Below are 20938 nucleotides of genomic sequence, written 5' to 3'. Positions count from 1 at the left end.
GATTGGATGCCAAGGCAGGGCTGCTGGGGTCAGTTCCCCAGTTGCCTGGCGCGTCGGATCCAATCGCCGGCCACCTGCAGATCCACCACGACAGGCCGTTTGGTTCCAAGGCTGCGCTCCAGCCGCCCGGTCTGGCGGACGAGACGTTCGGGGGTGCATGCCGCCAGAGCAGCGGGTGTGGCAATGCCCGCATGCATCAGCAGCGCGGCGTCCTGGGGAGGCAAATCCAAACTGCAGACCAAGTTGGCCATGCCCCTCAGCCGTTTCAGGTTTCGGGCCGAAGCCTGGCCACTGCGAGCGAGTTGGCTTAGCTGCACATCTGTTAAGTCACAGATGCTGGACCAGCGGTTGATGCCGGCCCGATCCAGTTCCTGTTTTTCCCTGCGAAACGACTGGGGGAGCTCCTTAATCGCGTCGTTGAAGTCCGGCATCAACGCAAGGTCTTGCTCACCTCGCCCAGGATGACGGGGCGTCCAAGCCCATCGCCCTCCGCCTGGATGCCCCGCAACCGCACCAGCACAGTGCTGCTGGACCGACCGGAGCCGCGCAGGTTGCCCTCCAATTGCTCCAGGGTGGCTTGAACTGTGGTTGGGGCCAGGTCGGCGGGAACCTGCGCCACTACGAGGTCGTTGCCGTTGTCGAACACGATCGGTGCACGTACCGCACCCTCCACCACTACTGGCGGTGTGTAGCTCACGCCGAACGCCCAGCAACTCACGGCCAGCAGCAGGGTGAAGCTGCTCACACCGACCAGCCGAAACCGAATGCCCCAATTGGTCAGGAAGGCAACGGCTGTCAGCGCTCCGAGCCCAAGTCCAGACCAACCAAGCCAAGGAGCGGCAGTAAGCAGCAGCTGATCGAAGGACATTGGGTCTGGTGGACTGAAAACAGTCTCCTTATATTGCGCGAGATTCCGGGGTGACCGCCGCGTCTGATGGGGAAAACGCGGCGCAGGACCTTGTTGGTTGCTGGAAGTTTCGTTCTGATAGGGGGTGGAGCCGCAGGCTTAATCGCCCTTGACCGTGCTGCGGAACGCGTCCTGAGCCGCGTGCGCCCTGGTTTGGAGCGCACGCTTTCGGGTCCTCTGGGCCACAAAGTGGACATTGGTCCCTACGAGGGACTTCGCCCCTTGGGCTTGGGGATCGCCATTGGGCCGAGTCGGATCTTGCCGTCGGCGGCGGATCGCTCAGAGCTGAGCCTGGCGGGGCTGGAGGTCAGCCTTGCTCCCCTGGCGAGTCTTCGGCGTCTGCAGCCGGTTCTGCAGATCACACTGCACAAGCTGCGCGGCCAGTTGCAGGCCAATGAGGCTGGTCGTTACTGGACCTTTGGTGAGCTGAGCGGCGACGGCGCCCTGCCGCGACTTGGAGTGCAGTACCGGTTGGCCGACCCCGCCAAGCTTCGTTTCGGTCCACAGCAGCAGACCCTTGAACTTCGCAGCCGGGGCGCGGTTCGGCTCGGGGAAGCCTTTTTCAGCACCGCATCGGAACTTCGCTGGGTCGGCGCTGAAGGGGCGCTGCGGCTGGACGGACAAGGCCATTGGGATCGCCCGAGCTTCAGGCTGCGAACTCGGATGGATCGGCTCAACCTGAAACCGTTGGGAGCCGTCATCGCACCCGCTCAGGATCTGGACGCCTCAGGGACGTTGGAGGGAGATGTTCGGATCGGCTGGGCCGATGGCTCTTTGAACTGCCGAGGTGGGCTCAGCCTCAATCGTCTCAAGCTTGCTTCGCTGAACAGCCGTCGCCTCAGCGTCGCTTGCAAGGGCGATCGACTGACGCTGGAGCCCTCCACACTGCGTTTCTCAGCCTTTGAGGCTCGGGCCTCAGGCTCCGTTGCCTTGAACAAGAGTTTTGATCTCCGCGCTGACGTGCGCAGCACAGATCTCAGCCCCGCAAGCAAAGACCGGTTGAAGCTCAGGATCCAGGGCCCCTGGGAGGAGCCCCAGTGGAGTGCCGATGGACAGATCAAATTGCCTGAGGCCACGGGGCTGAACAAGGCCCTGACGCTGGAGGCTCAGGGGCGCACCCCCTGGTTGCAAGTGCAGCAACCGTCTGTTGCCGTGGACAGCCTTCGCCTCAGTGCCCCGGGACTGAAGTTCGGGCTGGTCGGAACGATCGGATCCAAGCTGGATCTGCGCAGTTCAGAGTTGCAGATCGATCCCCGCTTCTGGTCTGCGGTGCCGACCTTGCAGGCTGGATTGGGCCAAGCCGCTCCGATCCTTGGAGCCTTCGACGTCAGTGGTGCGTTGGCCTCACCGGAGCTGAGCCTGAAGCTTGGCCAGGCGGCCAACCCTCTGCTGGACCAATGGTCGTTGCAGACCCGATGGTCCACGGATGATTCCGCCCTCGTGCTGGATCGCTTCACCAGTCCGGTGTTGCGGGCCGAAGCGCGCCTGCCTTTGCAGCTGGCGCAGGGGCGGCTTCAAGTCGGTGAACTTCAGAGCGGCTTTGAACTCAAACCTCTCAACCTGAGCCGCTTCACCCCCTTGATTGGTACGCCGTTGGGGGGTCAGGTGGCGGCGCGGGGTCGCGTGAACGGTCTGCTGTCGGCGCTGCAGCCCGACATCAGCCTGATGCTGGATCACCCCCGCGTCGGGGTATTGCAGGTTCCTGAGCGCTGGCAAGGCAGCCTCAACGGCGAACTCGGTCGCGGTGCTCGCCTGGCGATGGCGCCCCAGCCTCCCGCTGTACCTGGCAGGCTCGTGGCTGAGCTCGATGCCGATGCTTGGCCCAAGACCGTGCGCTTGCGTCGGGGTGAGGGGCAGTTGCGCTTGGACGGACTGGCTCCGGCTGGGGATCAACGCCGCTACCGGTGGCGTGCAGCGGGATTCAACATCGATGGTCTGCGTTTCATCCTTCCGCCGGTCACCCAGCCCAAAGCGGTGGCAGGTCAGCTCACGGGTGCCGGGAGTCTTGCCATGGCCCCCCTTGCGATCCGGGGGTCTGCCGCAATCGCTGACCCCTCGATGGCGGGGGTTGCCATGCAGAGCCTCGAGGTGGAGGGCTCCTTGAGCAATGGCCGTTTTAAAGCCGATGCAGCGCTCACGCCCTTGCAGGGCAGCATCAGGCTGAAGGCCCGTGGCCATCTGGGTGGGCGGATGCACAGCTCAATCAAGGCCGAAGGCCTGGATGTGACCTGGCTGACGCTGCTGGCCCGTCAGTTGAGAGGGAGCGACCCCCATCCGGGTTTGGCCCCCGGGCGTGCTGAGGACCTCGGAACCCTGTTCATCAACACCTTCGGCGGCTCGCTTGATGGTCAGTTGCGAGCACTGGCGCAATCGCACCGGGCTCTCGAGGCCTATGCCCTGACTCATCCCCGCAAGGGCCCAGATCTGGATCGCCTGGAAGGGCGGGTCAATCTGTCTGGAACGATCGAGGGGCCCAATTCAAAACGTCTGAAAGCCGATCTGATCGCCAAGGCGCATCTATGGATTGAGGGTGATGACCAGGTCAAAGCACTTCAGCTTGAACCGGTGGTTGCAACGCTTCGCGGCCCGCTGCTCGGAGGATCCGGTGACCTTTCCCTGCTGCAGGTTCCGATCTCGCTGCTGGCGTTGTTGGCTCCTGTACCGCCGCAGCTCCGCGGCAGCGTTGGCATCCGCGGCCGCTACGACCTCAGCGGAGCGGCTCCTCTGCTGGTTTCCGATCTGGTGCTCGATTCCGCCAGCCTGGCGGGGCAGCCCCTGCAGTTGGAGCAGCGATCACTCGTTGTTGATCGTGAGTTAATTCGACTGGATCTGTCCTTGAAGGGAGGCGAGAGCAAAGAAGCCGTCAATGTGTCTGGCACGGTTCCCTTTGATCCCGAAGCCGATCTGAATCTGAGGCTGGACAGCCATGGGGATGCCCTTGGCGTGTTGACGCTCCTCGCCGGGGATTCGTTCACCGTTAAGCAGGGGAGCACCAATCTGCGGCTGCTGCTGCGCGGGCCTTTGAACCAACCCCAAGCCAATGGCTTTGTGGTGGTTAGCAATGGAGATCTCAGCATCGGTGAACAGGAGCTGAGCCGGATCAATGCCTCGATCCTGTTCGATTTCGATCGCGTCTTGGTGCAACGACTGGAGGCCGAAGTGGGCCGCGGCGGATCGCTGCGCGGTTCAGGAACCCTTGGCTTGTTCACCCCCCAGAGCGGCGCTTCACCGCTCACCTTGCAACTCAGCAAGGGTCAGATTCGTCAGCCGATCGTGCAGTTCCAGGCCGATGGCGAACTGCAGGTTTCTGGTGCCTTGGTGCAACCCGTTCTCTCTGGAAATCTGGCCCTGTCGCGAGGAACGCTTCGGCCTCAGTCCGGATTCTTCGGACGGCTGCGGCAGCGCGGACTTAAAACCCTGGTTTCCACCGGTGTTGAGGGCCCCTCAAAGGAGGTACAGCCCGGTTCCGAATCGGTGATGCAACTCCTGGCGGAGAAGTGGGACTTCCAGGAACCTCTGGTCCTGATGGGCCCCAACCGATCCATCCAAGGTCCGGATCAGCTGCAACGGTTCATGCCGACACTGCCGGCCATCCGCTTTGAAAATCTTCGACTGGCCCTGGGCCCTGATATCGAGGTGCTGATGCCCCCTTGGATCAGCTTCAAAGGGGGAGGCACCGTCACGTTGAACGGCCCCTTGGATCCCTCTCTGGAGGCGCGAGGCTTGATCCGGCTCAAGTCCGGCAGGATCTGGATCCCTCCCCTTGCTCCACTGCGTTTGGATCCGCAGGCGGCGAATGCAGCGGTGTTCACTCCCTCGCTGGGTCTGGTGCCCTACGTGGATATCGCCATGCAAGCCAGGGTCTCCGACACCGTCAGCGCGGGCACCAGCGATCAGATCACCAGTGCCAACCTATTTGCTTCCAATGGCACGGGCAGCGCTTATGCCGAGGGTGGTCAGCTCCGCTTGGTGAAGGTCATGGTCCAGGCCACGGGGCCGGCCAACCGTCTGGTTGACAAAGAAAATCTTGTTCTACGCAGCACACCGCCGATGAGCGAGCAGCAGCTGTTGGGTCTGATCGGTGGTAATTCCCTGGCCTCTTTGGGCGGAAACGGTGGTGCTGCTTTGGCCACGATGCTGAGTCAGTCGCTGCTCTCACCGGTGCTGGGCACCTTGACCGATGCCATGGGGCAGCGCCTCCAGGTGGCGATTTTCCCGACCTACGTCAACCCCGATGTGAAATCAGAGAAGGAGCGCACCTCCGGCCAGATTTCGCCAACACTCACAGTGGTAACGGAGTTCGGTGTGGCGTTGACCGACAAGTTCGACCTCTCTGTTCTGATGGCACCGAACACAACCGATGTCCCTCCGCAGGCCACGGTCTCCTATCGGCTGACGCCGACCACGTCTGTGTCTGCGGCCATGGATGCCAATGGCACCTGGCAGAGCCAGTTGCAGGTGTTCTTCCGGTTCTAAGGGATGCCTGACGCGCAGGTGATTGGGGTGGATCTCGGGGGCACGGCGATCAAGCTGGCTCGGATTCGTGCTGACGGCACGGTGCTAGCGGAGGCGCAAGTGCCCACGCCTCAGCCCGCAGTGCCTGGCGCCGTGACGATGGCCCTCTGTGAAGCCATTGAACAGATTGACCCGGAGCATGCGGCTGAGGCGGTCGGCATCGGACTCCCTGGTCCGATGGATGTGGCGGCCCGGGTGGCCCGGGTATGCATCAACCTGCCTGGCTGGGAGGACGTGCCGCTGGCGGATTGGCTGGAGTCCAGGCTTAATCGTCGGGTCACCCTTGCCAATGACGGCAACTGTGCGGTGGTCGGAGAGGCCTGGCTCGGTGCTGCCCGTGGTGTTGATGATGTGGTGCTGCTGACCCTCGGAACCGGTGTGGGGGGGGGAGTGCTTTTGAGAGGTGAGCTATTTACTGGCCACAACGGTGCTGCAGCGGAACCCGGTCTGATTGGGGTGCAGCCCGATGGTCCGGCCTGCAACAGCGGCAACCGTGGCTCACTGGAGCAGTTCGCCAGCATCACGGGGTTGCGGCGGTTGTGTGATCGCGATCCCCGCGAGCTCAGTGCAGAGGCTGATGCCGGTGATCCGGCGGCTCTGGAGGTTTGGAGCCGTTACGGCGAGCGCCTCGGCTGTGGCGTTGCTTCGCTGGTGTACGTGTTCACACCGCAGTTGGTTCTGTTGGGTGGCGGACTGGCGGGTGCCGCCCGCCACTTTTTGCCATCGGTGCGTCGAGAGGTGGAGTCTCGGGTTCAGGCCGTCTCACGGGAGGGGTTGCGGATCGAGGCCGCCTGCCTCGGCAATGGTGCTGGACGCCTGGGGGCAGCGCGGCTCGCTCTGCAGCGGCTGAACGGGATGATGGCTCCAGATTGATTGCGTTGATGTCCAGCGTTCCAGAGCCCTCCGCCGCGCTGTTGCAGCGTGCCGCGGCTGTCCGCCGTGCTGCTGTTGATCTTGGGCAGACCGATGACGGCCAACGGGCCCTGGCGCTCCAGGCGATGGCGGACGCGCTGACCGACCGCGCATCAACCATCCTCGCGGCCAACCGTGAAGACCTCGAACGCTCTGCGGCCGATGGGCTGTCGCCGGCTCTGATGGCTCGGCTGAAGCTGGATGACACCAAGTTGGCCGCGGCGATTGATGGCGTTCGCAAGGTGGCCAGCCTCAGTGATCCGCTGGGCTGTCGTCAGTTGCACCGGGAGCTGGACCAGGGCTTGGTGCTGGAACGGGTCTCCGTGCCGCTTGGGGTGGTGGGTGTGATCTTTGAAGCCAGGCCTGATGCTGTGATGCAGATCGCCTCGCTGGCGATCCGTTCGGGCAACGGTGCTCTGTTGAAAGGGGGCAGTGAGGCCCGCTGCACCAATGAGGCTGTGATGGACGCCCTACAGGCAGGCCTGGCGGCCAGTCCGGTGTCTGCCGATGCCCTGGCGCTGCTTACAACACGACAGGAAAGCCTGGCGTTGTTGCATCTCGATGGGCTCGTGGATCTGATCATCCCCAGGGGAAGCAACGAGCTGGTGCGCTTCATCCAGGACAACACCCGCATTCCTGTGCTGGGCCATGCCGATGGGGTGTGCCATCTCTACGTGGATGCTGCCGCCGACGTCGATAAAGCCGTTCGGGTGGCGGTGGACAGCAAGAGCCAGTACCCCGCCGCCTGCAACGCCATCGAGACCTTGCTGGTGCACCGCTCCATTGCCCAGCCTTTCCTTACCGCTGCGCTGCCGGCATTCGCCGCTGCCGGGGTGCAGCTGCGGGGTGATGCCGCGAGCGTCGCCCTCGGCGTGGCAGAAGCTGCCACCGAGGAGGACTGGAGCACGGAGTATTTGGATCTGATCCTGGCGGTGAAGCTGGTGGACGATCTCGAGGCAGCCACCGATCACATCCGTTCCTATGGCTCACGTCACACCGAAGTGATCCTGACGGAGGATGCCCAGGCGGCTGATCGTTTTCTTGCGGCGGTGGATAGCGCCGGGGTTTATCACAACTGTTCCAGCCGCTTCGCCGATGGGTTCCGTTATGGATTCGGCGCTGAGGTGGGCATCAGCACCCAGACCCTGCCTCCCCGGGGACCCGTTGGCCTTGAGGGGCTGGTGACCTACCGCTATCGGTTGCGGGGCGAGGGGCACATCGCTGCCGACTATGCCAACGGCAGCCGCGTTTTCACCCATATCGATCGGCCGCTCTGATGGATTGCATCGGTCTGCGGGAGCTGCGGTTGTGGGCCCATGTCGGGGTGTTGGAACACGAACGCCGGGATGGCCAATGGTTCAACCTTGATTTCAGTGTTCAGCTTGATTTGAAGGCTGCTGCCGTGGCCGACGACCTGAGCCAGAGCCTCGACTACAGCGTGGCGATTCAGGCCCTGCAAGGGTTGTCCCAGCAGGTTCGTTGCCTAACGATCGAGCACTTCAGCGAGCAGATGTTGGATCGGCTGGAAACCCTCTACGGGCCCATGCCGATGTGGTTGCGGTTGACCAAATGTGCTGCACCGGTTCCGGGATTTAACGGTCGGGTGTTTGTGGAACGCTCGCGCCATGGCGGTCAATCAGCCCTGTGAACATCCCTTTGGTGTTGGTGCATGGTCTCTGGGACTCGCCCCGTCTCTTTCACCGATTGATTCAGGGGTTGGACCAGCCTGATCTCCCGTTGCTGGCGCCACACCTGCCCCATGGTCTGGGTTGGGTTCCCCTGCGGCAGTTGGCCTTGCGGCTGGATGAGCACATTCAGCGGCGCTTCGGTGCAGAAACCAGGGTCGATCTTCTGGGTTTTTCGATGGGGGGCGTGATCGGCAGAATCTGGCTGCAGGAGCTGGGGGGGGCGCAGCGCACCCGGCGCTTCTTCAGCGTGGGAAGCCCGCAGCAGGGCACCTTGGCTGCTCAGATGATTCCCCGTCCGCTACTGGCCGGTGCGGCCGACATGAAAGTGGGCAGTCACCTGCTGCGGGACCTGAATCGCCAATCCGATGCCCTGGCTGGGGTCGACTGCTCCAGTTTCTTTTGCCGCTGGGATCTGATGGTCTGCCCCGGCTGGAGGGCTGTTCTGCCGCTGGGCCGGTGTGAGGAAATCCCCGTCTGGACCCATCAGCAGCTGATCAGCCACCCCGCCGCGATTCGACGGCTCAGCAGCAGCTTGCGCGCCTGAGCTCAGGCCGCGGCCACCAGGCCGGAATGGCGAATCAGTGCTTCGGTGCTGGCCGGACGGCCTCGGAAGGCTTCAAACACTTCTGCTGGGGAGCGACTGCCACCGAGGCTGAGCACGGTGTCGCGGAAGCGGGCTCCCGTTTCGCGAACCTGATCCTCCTGATCCAGACCCACCTCCTCAAAAGCGGAGAAGGCATCGGCACTGAGCACCTCAGCCCATTTGTAGGAGTAGTACCCAGCGGAGTAGCCCCCCGCGAAGATGTGGCCGAAGGCGCAGAGGAACTGATCCTCTGGGATGGGAGCCATCACCGTGGTGGTGGTGGCAATCTCACGGCGCAGTTCGTCTGGGGTAACGCCAAGTTCCGGGGTCCACTGGCTGTGGAGGCGAAGGTCACTCAGAGCAAAGTGAACCTGCCGCAGGGTGGCCAGGCCTGCGTTGAAGGTGCGGCTGCTGCGCAGCTTGTTGAATTCCTCCTCGGGCAGGGGTTCACCGGTCTGCCAGTGGCGCGCCATGCCCATCAAGGTGGCGTGATCAAGGCACCAGTTCTCCATGAACTGGCTGGGGAGTTCCACGGCATCCCATTCCACGTTGCTGATGCCGGCTGCTTCCGGTTCCTCAACGGTGGTGAGCATGTGTTGGAGCCCATGGCCGAATTCATGGAAGAGGGTCTCCACTTCCTCGAAGCTCATCAGGCTGGGCGTGTCACCCACAGGTGGGGTCTGGTTGCAGACCAGGTAAGCCACCGGCAGCACGACAGATCCATCGGGTTTCTTGCTGAGGCCTAAGCATTCATCCATCCAAGCTCCACCGCGCTTGCTGGCGGGGCGGCTGAAGGGGTCGAGGTAAAAGCCGGCGATCGGTGTGCCATCGGAGCGCTTCACCCGGAAGAAGCGCACATCGTCGTTCCAGGTTGGTGCCTCGCCGTCGGCGGCGACGATCTCGACCTCGAACAGCCGTGAACAAAGGCTGAACAGGCCTTCGAGCACCTGCGGCAGCGGGAACCAGGGGCGCAGCGCTTCTTGGTCCAGGTCATACCGGGATTGACGCAACTTCTCCGACCAGTAAGCGATATCCCAGGGAGCTAGCTCATCAGCTTCAGGGGCCTTGTGCTCCCTGGCGATGGCTTGGAGATCCCGCAACTCTTGCTCAGCTGCTGGGTATGCCGCAGCACGAAGTTCGTCCAGCAGTGCTTCCACGGCCGGAACATCGTCAGCCATCTTGGCGCTGAGGCTGAGGTCAGCCCAATGGGCATAGCCCAGGCGGGAAGCTTGTTCGCGCCTCAGGGTCAGGATCTCCTCGATCAGTGCCCGGTTATCGAGTTCTCCTTCACTGGCCCGCCCCACATGGGCGCGATAAGCCTTTTCTCTCAGGGATCGGTTGTTGGCATGGGTGAGGAAGGGCAGATAGCGGGGCATGTCCAGTCCCAGCAGCCAGGGGCCTGACTCCGCAGACGCATCAGCGTCCCCTGCTTCGCGCGCTGCTGCGGCCAACGCCTCCAAAGCCCGCTGCGGCAGGCCTTCCACGTCGCTGGTTTGGCTGAGCTTCAGGGTCCACTGCTGCGTGGCATCGAGCACGTGGTTGCCGAACTGGGTCGAGAGAGCGGCCAGGCGTTCACTGGTGCTGTTGAAGGCTTCCTTCTCGTCGCCACTGAGGCCAACACCGCGCTGCTGCATCGAGAGCAGCTCTGATTTCAGAATCCGCTCTTGGGTTGGATTGAGTGGTTCGGCGGGATCGCTTTGAAGGGCCATCAAGGCCCGATGAAGAATCTGGCTTTGGCCAAGGCGGTTGCTCAGGCGCACAACATCGGGTTGCTGGGCGGCATGGGCATCGCGCAGTTCAGCGGAATTGCAAACGCCATTGAGGTGTGACACCACACCCCAGCTCCAACGCAGCCGTTCGCCGATGGCCTGCAGCGGTTGCATCACCCCATCCCAGGACAGCTTCGATGGTCCTGCAAGGGCTTTCTCCAGAGCCTGCTCCAGCGCGCTGAAGTCCTGATCCAGCTGTGCGAGCAGAACCGGGATGTCTGTACTGACGAGCTCTGGGGAAATGGCACGGAACTCGGGAAGCCCTTGGCCGCGCAGAAGGGGGGAAACAGTCGACATCTCAGCTGGCAATGAACTGCAGGGCAAGAGCGTTGGTGGAGGCTTCGTAAAGGTCCATGGCTACGCGGGGCCAGATGCCGATCACAAGGGTTGGCACCAGAAGGCTGAGGCCAATCACCAGTTCCCTGGGCCGCATGTCAGCAACGCTGGCCAGGGCAGGAATCCTGGGGCCGAAGAACACCCGGCGGCACATGGAGAGGAGATAGATCGGTGTGAGCACCAGACCGATGGCGGCCATCAGCACGGTGATCGAGCGGAACACCGAGGTGAAGGCTTCCTGGCTGGTGATGCCAAGGAACACGGTGATTTCACTGATGAAGCCACTCATGCCAGGCAGCGCCAGTGACGCCAGGGAGCTGGCCAGGAAGAAGGCAAAGGTGATCGGCAGGGCCTTGGCCAGTCCGCCCATGTTGGGGATCGAGAGGGTCTTGGTTCGCTCGTAGAACACACCCGTTACGAAGAACATTGCTGCAGCGATCAGACCATGGCTCACCATCTGGAGCATGGCTCCGCTGATTCCCAGGGCATCAACGGCACCGATACCGACCAGGACAAAGCCCATGTGGCTGACGGAACTGCAGGCGATCCTGCGTTTGACGTTGTCTTGGGCGAAGGCGTTGAGGGCGCCATAAACGATGTTCACGATCCCAAGGATCACCAGTGCCGGCGCCAAGGTGGCGTGCGCTTCCGGCAACATCTGCACGTTGAAGCGCAGCAGTGCGTAGCCGCCCATTTTCAGGAGTACCCCGGCCAGCAGCATCGACACCGGCGCGTTCGCCTCGCCGTGGGCATCGGGCAGCCAGGTGTGGAGCGGGAACATCGGCAGTTTCACGCCGAAGCCAATCAGGAAGCCCACGTAACACAACAAGCCAAAGCTGCCGCCGGGGGAGCGAGATGCAAGTTCGGTGAGGTTGAAGGTGAAGGTGTCACCAGAAAGAGCCAGCGCCAGGCCGCTGATCAGGATCAGCAAAGAGGCCAGGGCTGTGTAGAGGATGAATTTGGTCGCGGCGTACTGGCGGTTTTGTCCGCCCCAGATAGCGATCAGTAGGTAGACGGGAACAAGTTCCAGCTCCCATGCCAGGAAGAACAGCAGGAAATCCTGCGAGAGAAAGACCAGGCCCTGGGCCGAGGCCTGAACCAGCATCAGGGCGAAGTACAGCCGTGATTTGCGCTGCACCGACCAACTGGCAGCCACAGACAGAAAAGTGACCAGCCCGCTGAGCACCACAAGAGGTGCTGAAAGACCATCAACACCAAGGGACCATTCGAGGCCGAGTGCTGGGAGCCAGCTCACCCGCTCCACCAGCTGGAGCCCTTCAGTGCTGGGGTCGAAGCGGGTGGCCAACACCCCCATCATCAACAGGAGATCGACCAGCAGGACGACCAGGGTGATGATTTTCGGGGCGGGGGATGGATTTTCTTCGCTGCTCGGAACCAGTGGCAACACCAACGCTGCTGCCGCCGGCAACAGCACAATCAATGACAACCAGGGGAAGGGACTGCCCGAGACAGCAAGCTCTGCTAACCCAGCATCCATTCCATGTCCGCAATCTTTAACAAAGCTAACAGGGCTGAATGCCCTGTTTAGGTGGATCTACTCATCCTCGGCCGGTTGCCAGTGGCTGCCTGACGTCTGCAAATTCAGCACCGGTGCGCGGCTGGCGACTCCTGCCGCTTCCCAGGCTTTGACCATGGCGCGACTGACGGCTGGGCCCTTGTCTTCCTCACAAAGAGCCAGGACGCTTGGTCCGGCTCCGCTGATGGCGCAGCCCCAGGCTCCCGCGTCCATGGCCGCCTGTTTGACCTCGTCACCGCCTTTGATCAGCCGCCAGCGGTAAGGCTCGTGCAAACGATCGTGCATGCCGTCGGAGATCAGATCACCATTTCCGGTGCGCAGTCCCTGCAGCAGAAGCGTCAAGGCACCCAGGTTGACAACAGCATCGCCAACGGGAATGGCCTTGGGCATGGCCCGGCGGGCTTCGCTGGTGCTCAGGCGAATCGATGGAATCGCCACGACGGCCTTCACGCTTGGCGCCCATTCGCAACGCACCACGCGCCAGCGCTGAGAGGCGGCCTTTGCGGTCATGCAGAGGCCCCCCAGAAGGGAGGGAACAACATTGTCGGGGTGCCCTTCGATGTCGATGGCCAGCTCGAGCAGCTTCTCCTTGGAGAGGGGCTCACCGACGAGGGCATTGGCTCCCATTAATCCCGCCACGATGGCCGTGGCACTGCTGCCCAGCCCCCGTGCCGGCGGCACGGCAAGACGCACCCGTGCCTCAAGGGCAACGGGTTCCAGGCCAGCCGCTTTCCACACCCGTTGGGCCGCGCGGTAGACGAGGTTTTCTGGACCACCGCGGAGGTGGCTCCCCTCCGATCCCTCAATAATCAGCTCAAACCGTTCACCGCCCCCTTCGATCCGCCGCATCGCGAATCGGTTGTTCAGGTCGAGGGCTGCACCCAGGCAGTCAAATCCGGGGCCGAGATTGGCGGTGGTTGCCGGGACGTCCACGACCACTTTCTGACCGATGCGCGGCTGCGCCATCGCTGATCCTCTTCTCAGGCCAGTGTCCCACCTGACTCTGCCAGCATCCTGGCGCGACAGGCTGCACTGAACAGTCCGGCATCGGGATCAATCACCGCTGTGACCTGCATCCCTTCGATCAGTTCGCGGAAGCGTCCCTTATCGCGCATCGCGTTGAGAAAGCTGGCGGATTGCAGTCCCTTCAATTGTTTTGATGCTGTGCCACCACCAACCCAGAGGCCTCCTGTGCAGAGTTCTTGAAGGGCTAGATCGCCTGCCGCTGCGCCATAGGCCTCCAGCCACAGCTGTAAAGCGCGTTGCATTAATGGATCACCCCCTTCAGCCGCGACGCTCACCTGAGCAGGAAGATCGTTGGAACTGTTGCGCCGCCACGCCTCAGCCACGCTGCGTAGGGGGTGCATGGCGGCATCGGGTTTCTGAAGCAGCCAGTGGGCCACATGCCCAAGGCCGGTTCCACTCACGATGCGTTCAATCGACAGCCGGCTGACGCTGAGGTCTTGTTTGAGCCAGCAGGCCAGCTCCCATTCCGCTTCATTGCGCGGGGCAAATTCGCGGTGCCCTCCTTCGCTCGCCAGGGCTACCAGTCCCTGCTCGCTCTGCAGTCCTCGTGCCATACCGAGACCGGTGCCGGCACCAAGAATTGCCAGAGGGCCCGCGTCTTGGTGGCCGTTCTGAAGGATTACCTGCTGGTTGCCGTCGAAATGGGGCAGCCCGTAAATCAGAACGCCGAAATCATTCACCAGCTCGAGGCGTTCAGTACCTGCTGCCCTCGCCAGGTCGGCCTCCCGTAACCGCCAGGGAAGATTCGTGATCCGGGCCTCCTTATGACGCACCGGGCCGGCAACGGCGATGCAGGCATGCGCTGGAGCCGGGAGATCAGCTGGGCGATTGTTGAGGAAGGCCTCGAGCATCGGCTCAAGGGATGACCATTCTCCCGAGCGGAAGCGTTCTTGATGCAGCAGGCGCATTTGACCCGACTCACTCCCATAGAGAGCGAGCAGGGTCTTGGTGCCTCCCATGTCCCCCGCCAGGAGTGTGGTGGTGGCCATCCATGGCCTCAGCATCTCCTAACAGCGTGGTTCGCTCAGGAGAAGAAGTCCAGAGGAAGCGGTCCCCAGGTGGTGCTTGGCGTGGTGTCGTCGTCGCCGTGGCCACTGATCAGAATTCCCTCGCCGAGGCCGTGCTCGATCCGAATGCGGATCGTGCCCCCCTTCTGATTGGCTTTCAGAAAAACAGGGCCCGGCTCCTCTGGGCTGTCGACGAGCTGGAGGGGCTCCCACTGTTGGCTTTGCTCGAGGCTGCGCAGCGCTGTGAGGGCCTGCTCCATGGACGGGGCCATGACGCCGATGGTGAACCAGCTGACGTTGGCCATCGCCTGATCGAGTTCTCCGCGCAGTTCGTTTCTGATCTGGGGAAGCAGGTCCGGTGCTCCGCGCAGATGCGCGAGATCGGCAAGCTTCTGCACGGGGGAGTCCGTCATCGGTTCAGCTCCAGGCCTGCGGCGCGCTGGCTGTTGGCCATTTGAGCAGCACTGAGCAGGTCGGCCACCGATGTGACCCCGATGTCACCGTCTCGTCGGCTGCGCAGGCTTACGGCGTTCTGCTCAGCTTCCTTGGCACCGATGACCGCCAACACGGGGATCTTCATCTGTTCGCCGGTGCGGATCAACTTGCCCAGACGGTCGCCGCTGCGGTCGATGGTGGCGCGCACACCAGCTTGGGTGAGCTGGTTCAGCAACTGTTCCGCGTAGGGCTGCACCTCGTCGGTGACGGGCAACAGGCGCACCTGTTCCGGAGCCAGCCAGAAGGGGTAATCGCCTGCGTAGTTCTCGGTCATGATCCCGAAGAATCGCTCCAGCGAACCGAAGATGGCGCGGTGGATCATGATCGGCCGCTGCTTGCTGCCGTCGGCGGCGATGTAGTCGAGCTCAAACCGTTCCGGCAGGTTGAAGTCCAACTGGATGGTGGAGCACTGCCACATCCGGCCAATGGCATCTTCGATCTTGAGATCAATTTTCGGGCCGTAGAAGGCGCCGCCGCCCTCATCGATTTTGTAGGCCCAACCCTTGCGCTCCAGGGCTTCAATCAGTCCCTTGGTGGCCAGGTCCCAGACGGCGTCATCGCCGATGGACTTCTCAGGGCGGGTGGAGAGGTTGATCTCGTAGTTGCTGAAATCGAAGGCGGAGAGGATCCGCTCGGTGAGATCGAGGATTTTCAGGATCTCGTCGCTGATCTGCTCGGGCAGGCAGAACACGTGGGCATCGTCCTGGGTGAAGCCCCGGACCCGCATCAGACCGTGCATCACACCGGGGCGCTCGTAGCGATACACCGTTCCAAGCTCCGCCCAGCGGATTGGCAGTTCCCGGTAGCTGCGCAGTTTGCTGGCGTAGGTGAGCACATGGAACGGGCAGTTCATCGGCTTGAGCTGGTACTCCCGCTCGTCCACCTCCATCGGGCCGAACATGCTCTCGGCGTAGAAGTCGAGGTGGCCTGAGGTCTTCCAGAGGCTGATGTCCGCCACGTGGGGGGTGTAGAGGAGCTCGTATCCGCCCTCGAAGTGGGCCTGCCGCCAGAACTCTTCGATCAGAAGACGCATGCGGGCACCGCGGGGGTGCCAGAACACCAGGCCAGCCCCGGCCTCGTCCTCGATGGAGAACAGGTCGAGATCTTTGCCGATCCGGCGATGGTCGCGGCGGAGAGCTTCTTCCTTGCGATGTTTGTGCTCCGCCAGCTGTTCCGAGGTTTCCCAGGCCGTGCCGTAGATGCGTTGCAGCTGCGCTTTGGTCTCATCACCACGCCAGTAGGCGCCTGCCACGCTTTCCAGCTCGAAGGCCTTGGCGTTGAGTTGGCCGGTGTGATCCACGTGGGGGCCAGCACAGAGGTCCCACCAGTCCTCGCCAAGGGTGTAGAGGGTGATCGGCTCCTGCAGTCCTTCAAGGATCTCGAGTTTGTAGGGCTCGTTCTGGGCCTTGATTTTTGCTTCGGCCTCGCTGCGGCTCACCTCGACCCGCTCCAGGGGCAGCTTCTTGTTGATGATCTTGATCATCCCTTTCTTGATGGCCTTCAGGTCGGCCTCGGTGAAGGGATCGGGATTGTCGAAGTCGTAATAGAAACCGGCTTCGGTCCAGGGGCCGATGGTGACGCGTGCCTTGGGGAACAACTGCTGCACAGCCATGGCCATCACATGGCTCATCGAGTGGCGAATCTTGAGCAGTTGATCGCTTTCGCTGGTCTTGGGCAGAACCACTGGTGCTGAAGGGGCTGGGGTGGTTGCTGCAGCGCTGCTCACCGGTTCAGGTTCGGGGCCCGCCATCCTATGGGCGAGACCCGAGGGCAACACGTGGGTGAGTCAATTAATCGCGATGCTGGCGCACTGTTGGATGAATTGCTGGCATCCCTTCTCGATGACTTCGAGCACTGGTTTCAGCGCGGGGAGGAGCTTCTGCAGGCCTGTCCGGAGGAGGTGATGCCATCAGAGGAGCGTCAGCGCATGGAGGAGCGGCTGCAGGACGGCAAGAAGGCAATTGCTGCAACGCGCTCTCTTGTGGCTGCATCAACGCAGCCCATGGCGGTCTCGATGGAGGTGATGAACCCGTGGCATGGCTTGGTCACGGAGGTGTGGGCCTTGGCCGCGAAGTTGGGTTCGACCCGTTCGTCTCAGGCCCCCAGCTGATTGCGCAGCTGGCGCAGGTTGCTGCTGTAAAAGCTCGCCAGTTCCTGATGGCTCTTCACCGGTTGCCCGTAGGCGGAGCGGCCAGTCCAGGTGGGGAAGGATGCCCATTCGGGAGCCAACTTCGCCATGGCGTTCTTGGTCAGACCTTGCCGGTCAATTTCTTTGAGAGCACCCCGACGCTCAACAAGGTGCAGAGCGGCTTGGTCCTGGTGCCTTGGCTCGAAGCTGGTCAGCTTCAGCTCCTTGGCCACTCCTTTCCAGGTCTTCGGCAGGAATTGATAGGCCCCAGCTGCAGCGCTGGTGTAGCGCTTCACGATCACCCGCTCGGGATGACGCGAGAGGTCCTGAAACTGCCCGCCGCCATACGTGATTTGGTAGCCCTTATCTTCACCGTCCTTCCAGGTCCCCTCGGCGAAGCGAATGGTGTTGAGCAGGGCGCGGCGCTCAGGCGTCAGCTCATAACGCCCACCTTCGTTGCCGGTGGCCAGATGGGCGCGGCTGCTGGTTTCGCCATGCGCGGCATGGTCTGAAGGCGTGTCTGTTTTCTGGGGTAGCTGTGTGGCTCCTGCGGACAGCACCAATCCTGCGGTCAGGGCAGCACCGACGACAGGTCGGTTCCAATGCGTGACTGGGCTGAACGCAGAAAAAAGACGACGCACAAAGAGCAATCAGGTGGACGGTCACAGTGCTGGCCCACGAGGCCTGCGCGCGAGATCGGTGCTTGAGGGGTTGACGCGCAGTCTGCGCTGTGTATATGCAACTGAGAGAAGGGTGAGAGTCTTGCGAGACTCGCTGCTGCGACTGAGGTTGTCTCCGTCAAGTCTTAGGGGGTGTCGCTCAAAACGAAATCGGCCGTATTGATAAGAGCAGTTAATGCTTTTCTTTGGCGGCGATCAGGCTGGTCGGGCGAAGCCCAAGGCGTCCCGAACCCGTTCGAGCGTGGCGTTGGCCACGTTTTCGGCTTTCTCGCGGCCTGTGCTGAGCACCTGATCGAGCTCCGTGGGGTCATCCATCAGCTCGCGGTAGCGGGCTTGGATGGGTTCCAGCGCGTTCACGGTGGCTTCGGCCAGCAGCGGCTTGAACTGTCCCCAACCCATCTCGGCGCACTCGTTGGCGGCCTGCTCACGCCCCTTACCGCTCAGGATCGCGTAAAGCCCTAAGAGGTTGTCGGTTTCTGGCCGATCAGGGTTGCCGAATTCGAGACCACGCTCTGGATCGGTTTTGGCGCGTTTGATCTTTTTGGTGATCAGCTCAGGAGGGTCCAGAAGGGTGATGCGACTCCCTTCGTTGGGGTCGCTCTTGCTCATCTTGCTGCGGCCATCCGTCAGGCTCATGACCCGTGCCCCTTCCTTGAGGATCATCGGTTTGGGCACTTTGAGCACCGGGGTGTCCTTGCCACCGAAGCGGGCATTAATGCGCTGTTGCGCGATGTCACGCGCCAGCTCCAGGTGCTGCTTCTGATCTTCGCCGACGGGCACCAGGTCAGCGTCGTAGAGAAGGATGTCGGCGGCCATCAGTACCGGATAGTCCAGCAGGCCCAGGGAGACGTTGTCCCCCTGCTTCACCGCTTTCTCCTTGAACTGAATCATCCGCTCAAGCCAGTTGAGTGGCGTGACGCAATTCAGCAACCAGCACAGTTCACTGTGGGCTGCCACCTGGCTCTGCACAAACACTGCGCAGCGCTTGGGGTCCATGCCACAGGCCAGGTAGAGCGCTGCTGTGGAACGGGTGTTCTCAGCCAGGCGGCTGGGGTCATGGGGAACGGTGATGGCATGGAGATCCACAACACAAACAAAGGTGTCGTGGGTCTCCTGCAGGTCAACCCAATTGCGGATGGCACCCAGCCAATTGCCGAGGTGCAGTGCTCCGGTCGGTTGCACCCCGGAAAGAACCCTTGGCCGGCTCATCAATCAGACCTCGGTTGCTTCGGTTTTGGTGTCGTCGCTGGGGGCTACTTCTGACTCCACCACCGGCTCCACCACCGGTTCCACCTCTTGCTCGTCAACCGGTTCAGCCTGGACTTCCGGCTGAGGTTTGGAAGGTCGGGCGAAGGGGTTCGGGCGGGATCCGCGGCTGCCGCGCTCGTCGTCAAAACGGCGCCCGCGACCTCCACCATCGCGACCTCCACCATCGCGGCTACCACCATCACGCCGGCCACCCCGGGCAGGCTGATTGCGTTGCTGCTCGATCAGGGCGTCGAGTTGGCCTTCTTCCAGCATTTGGCCGAGGCTGCGGACTGCGAAACCCAGAACGGCAACGGTTGAGCGGAGATTGAAGGCCTCCTGCAGTGCCCTTGCCGAGCGCATTTCGTTGTCACTCAGGCGAATCCGGAAGCCTCCGCCTTCACGGCCGCCTTCACGGCCGCCGCCACGGTTGCCACGACTGCGCTGACCGTCTCGGCCGCCGTCTCCCTGTCCCGCCTGTTGTTGGGGATCGCTGTAGGAATCACTCATGGCCCATGGCCTGGAATCAGGCGCAAGTGTGACGCATCACCGGGGTGTTTTCGGTGATCCAGAGCAGCTGGTGGCATTCAACGCTGTTCTTCCGAGCCAGCACGAGCATCGGAACCGCTGTGATTCCCCGATCAATCCGTTCGCGATAGCTGCTCACCAGTTGTCGGTACCGCTCGGCTGTCCAACCGTGGATGGCAGTGTCACGACTGTTCCAGTAGTCCCGCAGCGCTCTCTGGCAGTCCTCGATGCCGAAGTCATGCCAGCAGTTTTGTTGGGCCATCAGTGGATCCATTCCCTGCCGCAGCAACCGCCGGTACTGCATCAGTTCTGGCGCCTCATCGCGTCCATCCGGAGGGAGCAAGCGGTGCAGCTCGGTCAGGGGAGTGCGAGATAGCCGCAGCCAGCATCGTTCCCGCAGCAACACCGGAAGTTGCCAAGACCAGCCTTCGGCACGGCGAACTTCATCGAGCACCTCAATCAGCCCCCGCTGCTGACGCACGGTCAGTCCAGCGAGCTCATGTGTTGCGGTGTCGACATCAGCCATGGGCGCCGGTGTAGGTGATCCCGTCCTCCACGTAGTCCTTGGGTTCCAGATGGATGGTGCACCGCACCGGCCCGAAGCTTTCGTCCAAGCGCTCTTCCACCTCCTCGGTGATCCTGTGCGCCTTGGTGAGGTCGTCTGCGTCGACAACCATATGCATTTCGATGAACACCTGCTGGCCCAGAACGCCCCGGCTGGCGATGTCGTGGCAGTTCATCACTCCGGCTGTGGCCATAGCTTCGGCATAGATGGCTTCAGGGGCAACCGCCATGTGGTCCACCAACCAGGGCAGGGTGCCGCGCAGCACCTGCCAGCACACACGGATCAGCAGGAGCGCCATCGGGATGGCCAGCGCGACGTCGAGCCAGCTCACCTGCAGCCAGACCGCCCCCGCCATGCCCACCAGCACCACCACGGTGGTCCAAACGTCGCTCGCCGCATGCTGGGCATCTGCTTTGAGCAGGTTGCTGTTCAGTCGCCGACCTTCTCGAAGCTCATATCCCGCCAGCAGGAGATTGAATCCCAGCACGAGCGTTAGCAGCACGAGCTCCTGGCTTGTCACACGGATGGGTGGCAGGCCCTCGAGGAGCCTCTCCCCTGAACGCAGCAGGATTTCGATTGCTGTGAAGAGGATGAACCCAGCGATACCGAGGGCTCCTACAGCCTCGTATTTACGGTGGCCATAGGGGTGATCCCGGTCGGGCCGTGGATCGGAAAGTTTGTTGGTGACCAGTCCCGTGAGGCTGGACAGCGCATCGGTGGCGCTGTGCATGCCGTCAGCGATCACCGCCAGGGAGCCACTCATGGCCCCCACCAGAAGCTTCAGCAGCGACATGGTGATGTTCAGGCCCAGGGCCACCATGAGAACCCTGCGCACCCCCCGGCGGTTGTCGACCATCGCGATGGGATGACTGTGTGTCACGGCTGACTCCGGCCTGTTCCCAACTTATGGAGAAGTCGTCCTTCTGGCCTGAAGTTCTGGTGTCAGGTGGTGGGTTGAGCTAAGAAGGGCCACTGCTACAGCAGCCTTACTGTTGAAACTCCCGGCTTCATGGCCAG

At 62.4% G+C, this 20938-nt stretch carries 19 protein-coding genes; 6 read left to right on the top strand and 13 right to left on the bottom strand.

Annotation, left to right across the window (positions count from 1 at the left end; all coding sequences use genetic code 11):
* Positions 1-29: 29 nt before the first annotated feature.
* Together FZZ90_RS09300 and FZZ90_RS09295 are read right to left on the bottom strand one after the other, a co-directional pair.
* Complete coding sequence (locus FZZ90_RS09300) at positions 30-431, bottom strand: DUF4332 domain-containing protein (RefSeq protein ID WP_226425444.1); 402 nt, start codon at positions 429-431, stop codon at positions 30-32.
* On the bottom strand, positions 431-868 hold the full coding sequence (locus FZZ90_RS09295) for a Ycf51 family protein (RefSeq protein ID WP_226425442.1): 438 nt from the start codon (positions 866-868) through the stop codon (positions 431-433). Before FZZ90_RS09295 ends, FZZ90_RS09300 begins: the two co-directional genes overlap by 1 nt.
* 66 nt (positions 869-934) lie before the next feature.
* Between FZZ90_RS09295 and FZZ90_RS09290 the strand changes: the two genes are divergently transcribed.
* From FZZ90_RS09290 to FZZ90_RS09270, 5 genes are read left to right on the top strand one after another with little or no spacing between them, the layout of a single operon-like run.
* The gene (locus FZZ90_RS09290) at positions 935-5383 is read left to right on the top strand and encodes a translocation/assembly module TamB domain-containing protein (RefSeq protein WP_226425440.1); all 4449 of its coding nucleotides are present in this window, start codon (positions 935-937) and stop codon (positions 5381-5383) included.
* A gap of 3 nt (positions 5384-5386) precedes the next feature.
* The gene (locus FZZ90_RS09285; RefSeq protein ID WP_226425438.1) at positions 5387-6295 is read left to right on the top strand and encodes an ROK family protein; all 909 of its coding nucleotides are present in this window, start codon (positions 5387-5389) and stop codon (positions 6293-6295) included.
* A gap of 8 nt (positions 6296-6303) precedes the next feature.
* The gene (locus FZZ90_RS09280; protein WP_226425436.1) at positions 6304-7611 is read left to right on the top strand and encodes a glutamate-5-semialdehyde dehydrogenase; all 1308 of its coding nucleotides are present in this window, start codon (positions 6304-6306) and stop codon (positions 7609-7611) included.
* The gene (locus tag FZZ90_RS09275; RefSeq protein WP_226425434.1) at positions 7611-7982 is read left to right on the top strand and encodes a dihydroneopterin aldolase; all 372 of its coding nucleotides are present in this window, start codon (positions 7611-7613) and stop codon (positions 7980-7982) included. Before FZZ90_RS09280 ends, FZZ90_RS09275 begins: the two co-directional genes overlap by 1 nt.
* Positions 7979-8566 (top strand): alpha/beta fold hydrolase, encoded by a 588-nt coding sequence (locus tag FZZ90_RS09270; protein ID WP_226425432.1) that lies wholly within the window; start codon positions 7979-7981, stop codon positions 8564-8566. Before FZZ90_RS09275 ends, FZZ90_RS09270 begins: the two co-directional genes overlap by 4 nt.
* Before the next feature lie 2 nt (positions 8567-8568).
* Here FZZ90_RS09270 and FZZ90_RS09265 read toward each other — a convergent pair whose 3' ends face one another.
* The 6 genes from FZZ90_RS09265 to thrS are packed head-to-tail and all read right to left on the bottom strand — an operon-like array spanning position 8569 to position 16525.
* Positions 8569-10671 carry a M3 family metallopeptidase gene (locus FZZ90_RS09265; RefSeq protein ID WP_226425430.1) on the bottom strand — a complete coding sequence of 701 codons (2103 nt, stop codon included), beginning with the start codon at positions 10669-10671 and terminating at the stop codon, positions 8569-8571.
* 1 nt (position 10672) lies between these two features.
* Positions 10673-12208, bottom strand: coding sequence for an NAD(P)H-quinone oxidoreductase subunit 4 (locus tag FZZ90_RS09260; protein WP_226425428.1), 1536 nt, complete (start codon positions 12206-12208; stop codon positions 10673-10675).
* Between the two features lie 57 nt (positions 12209-12265).
* Positions 12266-13213, bottom strand: coding sequence for a homoserine kinase (gene thrB, locus FZZ90_RS09255; RefSeq protein WP_226425426.1), 948 nt, complete (start codon positions 13211-13213; stop codon positions 12266-12268).
* 14 nt (positions 13214-13227) lie between these two features.
* Positions 13228-14262, bottom strand: coding sequence for a glucokinase (locus FZZ90_RS09250; RefSeq protein WP_226425424.1), 1035 nt, complete (start codon positions 14260-14262; stop codon positions 13228-13230).
* 35 nt (positions 14263-14297) lie between these two features.
* Positions 14298-14693 carry a DUF1824 family protein gene (locus tag FZZ90_RS09245; RefSeq protein WP_226425422.1) on the bottom strand — a complete coding sequence of 132 codons (396 nt, stop codon included), beginning with the start codon at positions 14691-14693 and terminating at the stop codon, positions 14298-14300.
* Positions 14690-16525 carry a threonine--tRNA ligase gene (thrS, locus tag FZZ90_RS09240; RefSeq protein ID WP_226425420.1) on the bottom strand — a complete coding sequence of 612 codons (1836 nt, stop codon included), beginning with the start codon at positions 16523-16525 and terminating at the stop codon, positions 14690-14692. The genes FZZ90_RS09245 and thrS overlap by 4 nt, the downstream gene beginning before the upstream one ends.
* Before the next feature lie 3 nt (positions 16526-16528).
* Between thrS and FZZ90_RS09235 the strand changes: the two genes are divergently transcribed.
* The gene (locus tag FZZ90_RS09235) at positions 16529-16885 is read left to right on the top strand and encodes a DUF2605 family protein (protein WP_226425418.1); all 357 of its coding nucleotides are present in this window, start codon (positions 16529-16531) and stop codon (positions 16883-16885) included.
* Here the strand turns inward: FZZ90_RS09235 and FZZ90_RS09230 are convergent.
* The 5 genes from FZZ90_RS09230 to FZZ90_RS09210 form a co-directional block, all read right to left on the bottom strand.
* Positions 16870-17463, bottom strand: coding sequence for a muramidase (locus FZZ90_RS09230; RefSeq protein WP_368506435.1), 594 nt, complete (start codon positions 17461-17463; stop codon positions 16870-16872). The genes FZZ90_RS09235 and FZZ90_RS09230 overlap by 16 nt on opposite strands.
* Before the next feature lie 315 nt (positions 17464-17778).
* Positions 17779-18792 (bottom strand): tryptophan--tRNA ligase, encoded by a 1014-nt coding sequence (trpS, locus tag FZZ90_RS09225; RefSeq protein ID WP_226425416.1) that lies wholly within the window; start codon positions 18790-18792, stop codon positions 17779-17781.
* A 3-nt stretch (positions 18793-18795) separates the two neighbouring features.
* Complete coding sequence (locus FZZ90_RS09220; protein ID WP_226425414.1) at positions 18796-19338, bottom strand: hypothetical protein; 543 nt, start codon at positions 19336-19338, stop codon at positions 18796-18798.
* A 16-nt stretch (positions 19339-19354) separates the two neighbouring features.
* Positions 19355-19882 (bottom strand): hypothetical protein, encoded by a 528-nt coding sequence (locus FZZ90_RS09215; RefSeq protein WP_226425412.1) that lies wholly within the window; start codon positions 19880-19882, stop codon positions 19355-19357.
* A complete protein-coding gene (locus FZZ90_RS09210; protein ID WP_226425689.1) occupies positions 19875-20777 on the bottom strand; it encodes a cation diffusion facilitator family transporter in 903 nt (300 codons plus the stop codon). The genes FZZ90_RS09215 and FZZ90_RS09210 overlap by 8 nt, the downstream gene beginning before the upstream one ends.
* Positions 20778-20938 lie beyond the last annotated feature (161 nt).

Origin of the sequence: Synechococcus sp. MU1617, from assembly GCF_020514235.1 — a bacterium.
In the GTDB taxonomy this organism is placed as follows: domain Bacteria; phylum Cyanobacteriota; class Cyanobacteriia; order PCC-6307; family Cyanobiaceae; genus Parasynechococcus.
This window is presented reverse-complemented; position numbering and strand designations above follow the sequence as displayed.